Raw genomic sequence first — 12,826 nt, forward strand, 5'->3', positions numbered from 1 at the left:
CAGGCGGCCCGACCGGACCGAAGGCGGTCGGACGACCGGTCGGCCGCCACGAACACGGGAGTCACGTGACCAACGAACGGCGGGTGCTCGTGCACCCGGACAAGCAGGCCCTCGGCGCTTCGGTCGCCGCACGCTTCATCACCAAGATCATCGACGTGCTCGACGAGCAGGAGCGTGCCGACATCGCGATCAGCGGTGGCTCGGTGTCCTCCCTGGTCCTCGCCGCGATCGGCCAGTCGCCGGCGCGTGAGAGCGTCGACTGGTCGAAGGTGCACGTCTGGTGGGTCGATGAACGCTGGGTTCCGGCGGACGACGCCGACCGCAACACGATCGGCACGCAGACCGACTTCTTCGACCACGTCGACATCCCCGCGTCGAACATCCACCCGATGCCGGCGTCGGACGGTGGGCTCGACATCGAGGCCGCTGCGACCCAGTACGAGCGCGAGCTGCAGGACGCCGCGCCCGAGGGTGCCGTCGCTCCGCGCTTCGACATCACGCTGCTCGGTGTCGGCCCTGACGGACACACCGCCTCGCTCTTCCCGGAGTTCCCGCAGCTCACCGTCACCGACCGTGCCGTCGTGTCGGTCGACGACTCCCCCAAGCCGCCGCCGCAGCGTCTGACCGTCACCTTCCCGGTGATCAACGCCTCGCAGCGCGTCTGGGTGATCCTCTCCGGTGCCGAGAAGGCCTCGGTCCTCGGGCTGGCCCTCGCGGGTGCGTCGATCGAAGACGTCCCCGTCGGTGGCGTGCAGGGTCGCAAGCGCACGGTCTTCTTCGTGGACCAGGACGCCGCGCGCGACGTCCCCGAGAACCTGATCGCGTCGACGTACTAGACGCGAGTTCCTGACGGACGGGAGGCCCGGTGCCAGCTGGTACCGGGCCTCCCGTCCGTCTATGGTCGCGCCCACTGCCGGCGCCGAGCGGTCGCGACACCCCACCAGCGCGACGCCGAGTGGTCACGAACCGTCGGCCGCGGGCGCCCCAGGCGACAGAACGCGCCACCACGGCGCACCACACGCGGCATGTCGTGACCACCCGGCGAACCGGCACTCCGCGCGGCACCCCGGCGGGGCACTCCTGCGCCGAACGGTCGCGACACCCCGCCGGCGCGACGCCGAGTGGTCACGAACCGTCGGCGGCGGGCGCCCCAGGCGACAGAACGCGCCACCACGGCGCACCGCACGCGGCATGTCGTGACCACTCGGCGAACCGGCACTCCGCGCGGCACCCCGACGCTGAACGATCGCGACACCCCGCCGACTCAACGCCGAATGGTCACGAACTGTCGGCCGCCGGCTCCCCAGGCGACAGAACATGCCACCACGGCGCACCGCACGCGGCGTGTCGTGACCACCCGGCGAACCGGCACTCCGCGCGGCACCCGGACGCCGCACTCCGGCGGCGAACGGTCGCGACGCCCCGCCGGCGCGACGCCGAGTGGTCACAAACTGTCGGCTGCGGGCGCCGCAGGCGACAGAACGGGCCACCACGGCGCCCCGCACACGGCGTGTCGTGACCACTCGGCGAACCCGGCACCCGCGCGCAGAGCGCTGCCAGCACTCCCCCGGACGCACGAAGGCCCCCGCACCATGGGTGCAGGGGCCTTCGTCAGTGTGAGTGCGCTAGGCCTTCTTCGCCGCGGTGCCGCGACGCTCACGGAGCTGCTGGAGCGCGTCCTCGAGGAGCTGCGCTGCCTCTTCCTCGGTGCGGCGTTCCTTCACGTACGCGAGGTGGGTCTTGTAGGGCTCCGTCTTGGAGACCACGGGAGGGTTCTCCTTGTCGCGCCCGGCCGGCAGACCACTCGACGGCGAGTCCACCGTCTCAGGGATCTCCTCGTCGGGCAGGTTCGCGGCGAAGTACCGCACGACCTCGTTGCCCAGGGCGTCCCAGTACGAGATCGCCACGCGCTCGGCCTGGACCCCGCGGTCCTGTTCGCCCATCGGGCCCGCACCGACGCGAGACCCTCGGATTGCACTGCCTCCGCTTGCCATGGATCAGACCCCCGCCGTGAACTTGTTGATGAGACCGAGCACGATGATGGAGACGATCCAGACCAGACCGAGGATCACCGTGATGCGGTTGAGGTTGCGCTCGGCCACGCCGGACGCACCGAGGTTGCTCGTGACCCCACCGCCGAACATGTCGGAGAGGCCACCACCGCGGCCCTTGTGCAGCAGGATGAGGAGCGTGAGCAGGAGGCTCGTGATTGCGAGCAGGACCTGCAGCACGACGGAGAGTATCGCCACGACGTACCTTTCGTGTCAGTCAGCCGTACCAGTGTACCGGCCGCGCGGAGCACGGCCGGTACCTGGACGGGAGTGGTGCGGACGACTGCCCGCGACGAGGTCGCCTGTGGACTACAGCCCGACGTGCTGACGGAACCGCGCGATGGCCGCGAACTCCTGCACGTCGAGCGAAGCACCACCGACGAGCGCACCGTCGATGTCGGGTTCGCGGAGGAAGCCCGCGATGTTGCCCGACTTGACCGAGCCACCGTAGAGCACCCGGGTGTCGGCAGCAGCCTGGTCGCCCCACGCTGCCGCGATGCCACGACGGATGGCCGCGCACTCGTCCTGCGCCTGCTCGGCCGTGGCCGCCTGGCCGGATCCGATGGCCCAGACGGGCTCGTACGCCACGACGATGTCAGCGGGCTTCACCGCGTCGAGCACGACGCGGAGCTGCTCGACCGGCACGACGCCGGCGCCGCGCTCCTCGCGCTGCTCGCCGGTCTCGCCGACGCACACGACAGGGACGAGACCGTGCTTGACGGCCGCTGCGGTCTTCGCTGCGACGACCTGGTCGGTCTCACCGTGCAGCGTGCGCCGCTCGGAGTGGCCGACGATGACGTACTGGGCGTCGAGCGCCGCGAGGAACGCGCCGGAGACGTCACCGGTGTAGGCACCGGAGTCGAACTGCGACAGGTCCTGCGCACCGAAGTGGATCGGCAGCTTGTCGGCCGAGATGAGCGTCTGGACGCTCCGCAGGTCGGTGAACGGCGGGAACACCGCGACCTCGACGTCGTCGAAGTCGTGCCGGGCGTCCTTGAGCGTCCACGCGAGCTTCTGCACGGTGGCGATGGCCTGGAGATGATCGAGATTCATCTTCCAGTTGCCGGCGATCAGTGGCGTCCGGGTCATGCGGTCCACCCCAAAGCTTCGAGACCGGGCAGCGACTTGCCCTCGAGGAACTCGAGGCTCGCACCGCCACCGGTCGAGATGTGGCCGAACTGGTCGTCCGAGAAGCCGAGCGACCGCACGGCGGCAGCGGAGTCGCCACCCCCGACGACACCGAGGCCGTCGACCTCGGTGAGCGCCTGCGCGACGGTCTTCGTACCGGCGGCGAAGGCCGGGAACTCGAACACGCCCATCGGGCCGTTCCAGAACACCGTCTTCGAACCCGAGACGGCCGAGGCGAACCGCGCTGCGGTCTCCGGGCCGATGTCGAGACCGATGCCGTCCGTGCCGAACGACGAGGACTCGATGGCGTCGGCCGCCACGGTCTCGTGGTCGGCGTCGGCCGCGAAGCCGGAGGCCACGACGACGTCGGTCGGCAGGTCGATGGTGACACCGAGCTCCTTCGCCCGCGAGAGGTACTCGCGGACGACGTCGAGCTGGTCGGCCTCGAGCAGCGACTTCGCGACCCCGTGGCCCTGGGCCGCGAGGAACGTGAAGAGCATGCCGCCACCGATGCAGAGGGTGTCGACCTTCGGCAGGATGTGGTCGATGACACCGAGCTTGTCACTGACCTTCGAGCCGCCGAGCACCACCGTGTAGGGGCGCTCCGGGTCCTTGGTCAGTCGCTCGAGCACGCGGAGCTCGGTCTCGATCAGCGAACCGGCTGCACTGGGAAGTGCGGACGCGAGCTCGTAGACCGAGGCCTGCTTTCGGTGCACGACACCGAAGCCGTCGGAGACGAAGGCGTCACCGAGGGCGGCGATGCGGTCCGCGAAGGCACCGCGCGTGGCGGCGTCCTTCGAGGTCTCCTCCGGGTTGAAGCGGAGGTTCTCGAGCAGCAGGACGTCGCCGTCCTCGAGGGCCTCGGCCGCGGCGGTCGCTTCGTCGCCGACGGTCTCGCCGACGAACGTGACCTCTTTGCCGAGCAGCTCGGAGAGCCGCTGGGCCACCGGTGCGAGCGAGAACTCGGGCTTGGGCTCCCCGTCGGGGCGGCCCAGGTGCGAGATCACGATGACGCGTGCGCCGGCGTTGACGAGGGTGTTCAGCGTGGTCAGCGACGCGCGGACGCGGCCGTCGTCCGTGATGGTGCCGTCCTTGAGCGGGACGTTCAGGTCACAACGGACGACGACGCGCTTGCCGGCGAGGTCGCCGAGGTCCTCGAGGGTGCGGAGGGCCATGTGTTACAGACGCTCGCCGACGTACTCGGTGAGGTCGACGAGGCGGTTCGAGTAGCCCCACTCGTTGTCGTACCACGAGGTGATCTTCACGAGGCCGCCGATGACCTTGGTCAGGCCGGAGTCGTAGATCGAGGAGTGCGGGTCCGTGGTGATGTCGGTCGACACCAGCGGGTCCTCGCTGTAGAGCAGGATGCCCTTGAGGGGGCCCTCTGCGGCCTCCTTGTAGGCGGCGTTGATCTCGTCGACGGTGACCTCGGACTTGGTCTCGAGGGTGAGGTCGGTGATCGACCCGGTGGGGACCGGGACGCGCAGCGCGAAGCCGTCCAGCTTGCCGGCGAGTTCGGGGAGCACGAGGCCGATGGCCTTCGCAGCACCGGTCGAGGTCGGCACGATGTTCAGCGCGGCGGCACGGGCACGACGGGGGTCCTTGTGCGGGCCGTCCTGCAGGTTCTGGTCGGCGGTGTAGGCGTGCACCGTCGTCATGAGGCCACGCTCGATGCCGAACTTGTCGTGGAACACCTTGGCGAGCGGCGCGAGGCTGTTCGTGGTGCAGGACGCGTTCGAGATGATGTGGTGGTTCGCGGGGTCGTACTGACCCTCGTTCACGCCGAGCACGATGGTGACGTCGTCACCCGAGGCCGGGGCGGAGATGATGACCTTCTTGGCACCGGCGTCGATGTGCTTCTGCGCATCGGCGGCCTTGGTGAAGAAACCGGTCGACTCGATGACGATGTCGACGCCCAGCTCTCCCCAGGGGAGGTTGGCGGGGTCGCGCTCGGCGAGGACCTTGATGGCCTTGCCGTCGACGACGATGTTGTCGCCGTCGAGCTCGACGGTCGCGGGGAGCTTGCCCGTGATGGAGTCGAACTTCAGCAGGTTGGCGAGCGACGCGTTGTCGGTGAGGTCGTTCACCGCCACGATCTCGAGGTCGGAGCCCTTCGCGAGGGCGGCCCGGAAGAAGTTACGGCCGATGCGGCCGAAGCCGTTGATACCGATCTTGACGGTCAATGGATCTCCTGGTGAGTGTGGAGCGCCCAGGGGGCGCTGCTTTCGGGAGTCGCGCACCCTGGCGGGCCCGCGTGTGGTGGACGATACGCCCCGTAACGTCGCCGTAACGACCCTAGCAGTCGGACACTGCGTGCCCGAGCGGGATGACGGTCCGTCCGGACGGTCGCCGACCAGGCCGGGAACAGGTCCGAGAACGGGCCGGGAAACGGACGGGAGGCGCGGTGCCAGCTGGCACCGCGCCTCCCGTCCGCAGGGTCGACAGACCGCTCTCAGGCCCCTTCGAGCTCCTCGGGAACGCTCGCTTCGGTGCCCGGGATGCCGAGGTCGGAGGCCCGCTTGTCGGCCATCGCCAGCAGGCGACGGATGCGACCGGCGATGGCGTCCTTGGTCATGGGCGGGTCCGCGTGCTGGCCGAGCTCGTCGAGCGAGGCGTCACGGTGCTGCAGGCGCAGGGTGCCGGCGTACTGCAGGTGGTCGGGGACCTCGTCGCCGAGGATCTCGAGCGCACGCTCGACCCGGGCGCAGGCGGCCACGGCGGCCTGCGCGGAACGGCGGAGGTTCGCGTCGTCGAAGTTGACCAGGCGGTTCGCGGTCGCGCGGACCTCGCGACGCTGGCGCATCTCCTCCCAGTCGGCGGTGGTGCGCGCAGCACCCATGACGGTCAGCATCTGACCGATGGCCTCGCCGTCGCGGATGACGACGCGGTGCACCCCGCGGACCTCGCGGCCCTTGGCGGCGACCCCGAGACGCGACGCGGCACCGACGAGGGCCATCGCGGCCTCGTTGCCGGGGCAGGTGACCTCGAGCGCTGCGGCCCGACCCGGGTCGGTCAGGGTGCCGGAGGCCAGGAAGGCGCCGCGCCAGATGGCGGCGAGGTCTTCGCGGTTGCCCGTGGTGAGGCGGTTCGGCAGCCCGCGCACGGGGCGGCGACGGGCGTCCATCAGGCCGGTCTGGCGGGCGAGGGTCTCCCCCGCCTCGAGCACGCGCACCAGGTAGCGGGTGCCACGGCGGGCGGACGCGGACGACCCCACCGACGCCTCGCTGCGCACGCCGTAGAGCTCGGCGAGGTCCTTGCGGACCCGGTGCACGATGATCCGGGTGTCGAGCTCGACCTCGACCGCGATGCGGCCCGAGATGACGTGCAGACCACCTGCGAACCGGAGGATCGTGGCCAGTTCGGCGGCGCGGACCGTGTTGCGGTTCACGGCGACCCTGGCCAGTTCGTCCTTGACCTCGGCAGTCAACGGCACAGCATCATTCCTAACGTTCGTTCAGTGGTTCCCGCAGGTCCGGCGGCACGGGCGTGGGAGCGGCCGGAGGGACGGTCACTCCCGGCCGAGATCTCGGTTCTTCACACGCACGGCGACGCCTGGCATCCCGCGGAGGAGGTTCGCCAACTCGGCGACGATGGCGACCGAGCGGTGCTTCCCGCCGGTACAGCCGATGGCGATCGTAGCGTGTCTTTTGTTCTCGCGCTGGTACCCCTCGAACACCGGCTCGAGGACGGAGGCGTAGCGATCGACGAACGGACGGGCTCCGGCCTGGGCCAGGACGTAGTCCGAAACCGGCTGGTCGAGCCCGGTGTGGGGCCGCAGTTCCGGCACCCAGTAGGGGTTCGGGAGGAACCGCACGTCGGCCACCATGTCGGCGTCGGCGGGCAGTCCGTACTTGAACCCGAAGCTCATCAGCGTGACCTGGACACCCACGAAGTGCTCGTCGGCGAAGTGCTCGATCACGGTGTTCGCGAGCTGGTGGATGTTGAGGTCGGAGGTGTCGATCACCACGTCGGACGCCTCGCGGAGGCCGGCGAGACGCGCCCGTTCGCGGGCGATGCCGTCGAGCAGGGTGTCCTCGCCCTGGAGCGGGTGGGGTCGACGGACCTGCTCGAAGCGCCGGACCAGCACGGCGTCGGTGGCCTCGAGGAACAGCACACGGACCCGCGCGGACGTGCTCGAGCGGACCTGCTCGACCGCGTGCTCGGGGTCGGTGAAGAACCGCCCGCCCCGGACGTCGACCACCGTGGCGATCTTCGGGATCTTCTCCCCCGCGCGGTCGGCCAGCTCGGTCAGCGGGGCCAGCATCTGCGTGGGCAGGTTGTCGACCACGTACCAGCCCAGGTCCTCGAGGGCCTTGCCGACGGTGGACCGCCCGGCACCGGACATGCCGGTGACGATGAGGATGTCGTGCTGCGACGCGTGGGTGGTCGCGGTGGCGCTGTCGGTCATCTGGGAGTGGGCTCCGTCGTGGCGGCCCGGGCGCGTCGCCCGGGGAGGTCTCGGCTGCCGGACCAGGCTACCGCCCGGTGACGGCCGGGAGGCGCGGGGTTCGTCACGACGGTCGCTGCGGACCGTCGTCGGTCACCTCGGGGACCCGCACGGGGCCTCCGGGATCGGTGACGGTTCCGGTGTCCGCGATCGCGTCGGCGTCCGGTTCGGGGGCGCTCGACGCGCTCGTGGCCGGTGCGCTCGTCGGCGTCTGGGCCAGCTTCGAGACCACGGCGGCAGCGGTCGCCGGGCCGATCCCGTTCACCTCGCCGATGTCCTCGGCCGTGGCCTCGCGCAGCCGGGCGACCGAACCGAAGTGCTTCAGCAGGGCGTTGACGCGGCTCGGGCCGAGACCGGGGATCTCGGACAACCGCGACCGGACGTCCCGCTTCCGCTTGCTGCGCTGGTGGGTGATCGCGAACCGGTGCGCCTCGTCACGGATGCGCTGGATGAGGAAGAGCGCCTCGGAGTTGCGGGGCAGGATGACCGGGAAGTCGTCGTCGGGCAGCCAGAGCTCCTCGAGCCGCTTGGCGATGCCGACCAGGGCGATGTCGTGCACGCCGGCTTCGTCCATCGCGCGCTTCGCGGCCTGCACCTGGGGCTGGCCGCCGTCGACGATGAGCAGCTGCGGGCGGTACGCGAACCGTTTCGTCGGCTTCGACCCCTCGACGACCTCGTCGGTCGTGACGTCCGGGACGTCCGGCAGCTCGGCGTCCTCGTCCAGCCGCGCCAGGCGCCGCGAGAGCACCTGGTACATGCTGTCGGTGTCGTCGGTGGTCTCGGCGATCGAGTACCGGCGGTACTGGTCCTTGCGCGGCAGACCGTCCTCGAACACCACCATCGACGCGACGACGTTCGTGCCCTGCAGGTGCGAGATGTCGTAGCACTCCATGCGGAGCGGCGCCTCGGTCATGCCGAGGGCATCCTGGATGTCGGCCAGTGCCGCGGCCCGGGTGGTGTAGTCGGCCGAACGCTTGGTCTTGTAGAGCATGAGCGCCTGCCCGGCGTTCTGCGCGGCCGTCCGCGCGAGACCGGCGCGATCGCCGCGCTGTGCGGTGCTCAGCTTCGTGCCGCGCCCGTTCCGACGCTTGCTGAGCCACTCCTGGAGCGCGTCCGCGTCCTCCGGCAGTTCGGGGACGACGACCTCGCGCGGGGGCTCGTCGGTGACGTAGACGCCCTGCACGATCTGCTCGACGAGGTCGCCCGTGGCGATGTCGAGCTCCTTGTCGACCACCCAGCCGCGGACACCGCGGATGCGGCCACCACGGACGGAGAACAGCTGCACGGCCGCGGCGAGCTCGTCCTCCGCGATGCCGAACAGGTCGAGGTCGACCGAGTCGCGGAGCACCACGGCGGACTTCTCGAGCACGGCTTCGAGCGCCTCGACCTGGTCGCGGTACTTCGCGGCCTGCTCGTACTGCATCGCGTCGGCCGAAGCCCCCATGCGCTGCCGGAGCTCGGTGATGACCCGACGGTCGTACGAGTTCATGAAGCGCACGAACTCCTCGACGAGGGCGCGGTGCTCCTCGATCGTGACCTTCTGCGAGCAGGGGCCACCGCACTTGCCGATCTGCCCCGGGAAGCACGGGCGGCCGGTCTGCATCGCCTTCTTGTACGACGAGTCCGAGCACGTGCGGATCGGGAAGACCTTGATCATCAGGTCGATGGTGTCGTGCACCGCCCAGATCTTCGGGTACGGACCGAAGTACTTCGCGCCCTTGATCCTGCGGTTGCGCGTCACCATCACCCGCGGCGCCTCGTCACCCAGGGTGACCGCCATGTACGGGTACGACTTGTCGTCTCGGAACTTGACGTTGAACGGCGGGTCGAACTCCTTGATCCAGGTGTACTCCAGCTGGAGTGCCTCGATCTCGGAGCCGACCGTCGTCCACTCGACACTGCGCGCCGTCAGGACCATGCGCCGCGTGCGCTCGTGCAGCGTCGGCAGCGGCGCGAAGTAGTTGCTCAGCCGGGCGCGGAGGTTCTTCGCCTTGCCGACGTAGAGCACCCGACCGGCTTCGTCACGCCAGCGGTAGACGCCCGGGTCGGTCGGGATCTCCCCCGCCTTCGGACGCCACGGGACGGTGTCCGCCACCTAGCGAGCACCCGCCTTCTGCTTGCTCGCCTGCTTGGTCGTGCCCTGCTGCTTGTCGCCCTGCTGCTTCTGGGTGGCCTGGCGTGCGCCGACCGCCTGCTGCTTGCCGACCCGGGCGTCCTGCGCGTCGAAGATCTCGCGCAGGAAGACACCGGTGTGGCTCTCCGGCACGGTCGCCACGTGTTCCGGGGTGCCCGTCGCCAGGACCGTCCCGCCGCCGGACCCGCCCTCGGGACCCATGTCGATCAGCCAGTCGGCGGACTTGATGACGTCGAGGTTGTGCTCGATCGTGATGACGGTGTTGCCCTTGTCGACCAGGCTCTGCAGCACGAGGAGCAGCTTGCGGACGTCCTCGAAGTGCAGACCGGTGGTCGGCTCGTCGAGCACGTAGACCGTGCGGCCGTTCGAGCGACGCTGCAGCTCGGTGGCGAGCTTGACGCGCTGCGCCTCGCCGCCGGAGAGCGTGGTCGCGCTCTGGCCCAGGCGCACGTAGCCGAGGCCCACGTCGACGAGGGTCGCCATGTACCGGTGGATCGCCGAGATCGGCTCGAAGAACTCGGCCGCCTCGCTGATCGGCATGTCGAGGACCTCGGAGATGTTCTTGCCCTTGTAGTGGACCTGGAGCGTCTCGCGGTTGTAGCGCGCACCACCGCAGACCTCGCACGCGACGTAGACGTCGGGCAGGAAGTTCATCTCGATCTTGATCGTGCCGTCGCCCGCGCAGTTCTCGCAGCGGCCACCCTTGACGTTGAAGCTGAAGCGGCCGGGCTGGTAGCCGCGGGTCTTGGCCTCTTGCGTCTCGGCGAACAGCTGACGGATGCGGTCGAACACGCCCGTGTAGGTCGCGGGGTTCGACCGTGGCGTCCGGCCGATCGGTGCCTGGTCGACGTGCACGACCTTGTCGAGCTGGTCGAGGCCCTTCACCCGGGTGTGCTTGCCCGCGATGTGCCGTGCACCGTTGAGCTGGTTGGCGAGCACCTTGTACAGGATGTCGTTCACCAGCGTGGACTTGCCGGACCCGCTGACGCCCGTGACCGCGGTGAACACACCGAGGGGGAAGTCCGCGTCGATCGACTTGAGGTTGTTCGCGCGGGCACCCTGCACGGTGATGGCGCGCTTCAGGTTGACCTTGCGGCGCTCGGCCGGCACCTCGATCGCGCGTCGGCCGGCGAGGTAGTCGCCGGTGATCGACTCACGGTTCTCGATGATGCCCTCGTACGAGCCGGAGTGCACGACGTTGCCGCCGTTCACGCCGGCGCCGGGGCCGATGTCGACGACCCAGTCGGCCGTGCGGATCGTGTCCTCGTCGTGCTCGACGACGATGAGCGTGTTGCCGAGGTCCTTGAGCTTGACCAGGGTGTCGATGAGTCGACGGTTGTCGCGCTGGTGCAGGCCGATGCTGGGCTCGTCGAGCACGTAGAGCACACCGGTCAGCCCGGAACCGATCTGCGTCGCGAGTCGGATGCGCTGCGCCTCGCCGCCGGACAGACCACCGGCACCACGCGCGAGCGTGAGGTAGTTCAGGCCGACCTCGAGCAGGAACTCGAGGCGTGCGCGGATCTCGCGGAGGACCGCGGCGGCGATGTGCGCTTCACGGTCGGTCAGCGTCAGCTCGTCCATGAACGAGTACGCGTTGTCGAGCGACATGTCGGTGACGTCCGCGATGCTGCGGTCGTTGACCGTCACCGCGAGCACCTCGGGCTTGAGGCGGGTTCCCTCGCACACCGGGCACGGGACCTCGCGCAGGTAGCCCTGGAAGCGCTGGCGCTGCGAGTCCGACTCGGCCTCGGCGAACTTGCGCTCGATGTAGGGCATGACGCCTTCGAACCCGCTCGTGTACCGCATCTCGCGGCCGAACCGGTTGCGCCAGGAGACGGACACCTGGAAGTCCTTGCCGGTCAGGATCGACGCCTGCACCGCGGGGTCGAGCTGGTTCCACGGGGTGTCGAGCGAGAAGCCGAGCTCCTTGCCGAGGCCGCCGAGCAGCTTGTCGAAGTAGGAGTACAGCCCGCTCGTCCCCGTCCAGGGCAGCAGGACGCCGTCACGCAACGAGGCCTCGGGGTCGCCGAGCACCAGGTCGGGGTCGACCGACATGCGCGTCCCGAGGCCGGAGCACTCGGGGCACGCGCCGAACGGCGCGTTGAACGAGAACGTGCGCGGCTCGATCTCGGTGAGCGCGAGCGGGTGGTTGTTCGGGCACGAGAGGTTCTCGGAGTAGGTCCGGACCGCTCCGGGCCCCTCGTGGTCCACCAGGTCGATGCCGACGGTGCCGTCGGTCAGGCGCAGAGCGGTCTCGAGCGAGTCGGTGAGACGACCGAGGATGTCGTCGCCCGCCACCAGGCGGTCGACGATGACCGAGATGTCGTGCTTGACCTGCTTCTTGAGCTTGGGCGGGTCACTGAGCTGGATGCGCTCCCCGTCCACGATCGCGCGGGCGTAACCGGACGCCGCGAGCTCCTGGAAGAGGTCGACGAACTCGCCCTTCTTCTTGGAGATGACGGGCGCGAGGACCTGGAACCGGGTGCCGGTCTCGAACTGCATGAGCTGGTCGGCGATCTGCTGCACGGTCTGCTTGCTGATCACCTCGCCACACGTCGGGCAGTGCGGGACCCCGATGCGCGCCCAGAGCAGACGCATGTAGTCGTAGACCTCGGTGATCGTGCCGACGGTCGACCGGGGGTTGCGGTTGGTCGACTTCTGGTCGATCGACACCGCCGGCGAGAGCCCCTCGATGAAGTCGACGTCGGGGCGGTCGACCTGGCCGAGGAACTGGCGCGCGTAGGCGGACAGCGACTCGACGTACCGGCGCTGCCCCTCGGCGAAGATCGTGTCGAACGCCAGCGAGGACTTGCCCGAGCCGGACAGGCCGGTGAACACGACGAGCGAGTCGCGGGGGATCTCGAGGTCGACGTCACGGAGGTTGTGCACGCGAGCGCCGCGCACGCTGAGCGTGGAGGTGCTGTGCGGTGCGGTCCCGCCGGGGAGGTGGAGGTCAGCGGGCTCGCCGAAGGCGTTCCGGCCCGACGTCGAGGTACCGGGGTCAGAGGTGATGGTCATCGTCGTCGATTCTACGAAGCGGCACCGACATTCGGCCGGGATGGAGGG

At 69.6% G+C, this 12,826-nt stretch carries 10 protein-coding genes; 1 reads left to right on the top strand and 9 read right to left on the bottom strand.

Annotation, left to right across the window (positions count from 1 at the left end; translation table 11 throughout):
• Positions 1–65 precede the first annotated feature (65 nt).
• Entirely contained in the window at positions 66–836 is a 771-nt protein-coding gene (gene pgl, locus FFG40_RS12555; RefSeq protein ID WP_027465685.1) for a 6-phosphogluconolactonase, read from the top strand.
• A 789-nt stretch (positions 837–1,625) separates the two neighbouring features.
• Here the strand turns inward: pgl and FFG40_RS12560 are convergent.
• From FFG40_RS12560 to uvrA, 9 genes are all read right to left on the bottom strand, one after another.
• Positions 1,626–1,994, bottom strand: coding sequence for an RNA polymerase-binding protein RbpA (locus FFG40_RS12560; RefSeq protein ID WP_027465686.1), 369 nt, complete (start codon positions 1,992–1,994; stop codon positions 1,626–1,628).
• A gap of 3 nt (positions 1,995–1,997) precedes the next feature.
• The gene (gene secG, locus FFG40_RS12565) at positions 1,998–2,249 is read right to left on the bottom strand and encodes a preprotein translocase subunit SecG (protein WP_017887256.1); all 252 of its coding nucleotides are present in this window, start codon (positions 2,247–2,249) and stop codon (positions 1,998–2,000) included.
• Between the two features lie 111 nt (positions 2,250–2,360).
• Positions 2,361–3,140 carry a triose-phosphate isomerase gene (tpiA, locus tag FFG40_RS12570; protein WP_138803551.1) on the bottom strand — a complete coding sequence of 260 codons (780 nt, stop codon included), beginning with the start codon at positions 3,138–3,140 and terminating at the stop codon, positions 2,361–2,363.
• The gene (locus FFG40_RS12575) at positions 3,137–4,354 is read right to left on the bottom strand and encodes a phosphoglycerate kinase (RefSeq protein ID WP_071244734.1); all 1,218 of its coding nucleotides are present in this window, start codon (positions 4,352–4,354) and stop codon (positions 3,137–3,139) included. Before FFG40_RS12575 ends, tpiA begins: the two co-directional genes overlap by 4 nt.
• Before the next feature lie 3 nt (positions 4,355–4,357).
• Positions 4,358–5,362: a type I glyceraldehyde-3-phosphate dehydrogenase gene (gap, locus tag FFG40_RS12580; RefSeq protein ID WP_027465689.1), complete on the bottom strand. Its 1,005-nt coding sequence runs from the start codon at positions 5,360–5,362 to the stop codon at positions 4,358–4,360.
• A 269-nt stretch (positions 5,363–5,631) separates the two neighbouring features.
• Positions 5,632–6,612 (bottom strand): DNA-binding protein WhiA, encoded by a 981-nt coding sequence (gene whiA / locus FFG40_RS12585; RefSeq protein WP_027465690.1) that lies wholly within the window; start codon positions 6,610–6,612, stop codon positions 5,632–5,634.
• 75 nt (positions 6,613–6,687) lie between these two features.
• Positions 6,688–7,587: an RNase adapter RapZ gene (gene rapZ / locus FFG40_RS12590; protein ID WP_027465691.1), complete on the bottom strand. Its 900-nt coding sequence runs from the start codon at positions 7,585–7,587 to the stop codon at positions 6,688–6,690.
• 103 nt (positions 7,588–7,690) lie between these two features.
• Positions 7,691–9,721, bottom strand: coding sequence for an excinuclease ABC subunit UvrC (uvrC, locus tag FFG40_RS12595; RefSeq protein ID WP_138803552.1), 2,031 nt, complete (start codon positions 9,719–9,721; stop codon positions 7,691–7,693).
• Entirely contained in the window at positions 9,722–12,778 is a 3,057-nt protein-coding gene (gene uvrA, locus FFG40_RS12600; protein WP_138803553.1) for an excinuclease ABC subunit UvrA, read from the bottom strand. It abuts the gene before it with no gap.
• Positions 12,779–12,826: the final 48 nt, after the last annotated feature.

Origin of the sequence: Curtobacterium sp. KBS0715 (assembly GCF_005938005.2) — a bacterium.
Classification (GTDB): Bacteria; Actinomycetota; Actinomycetes; order Actinomycetales; family Microbacteriaceae; genus Curtobacterium; species Curtobacterium flaccumfaciens.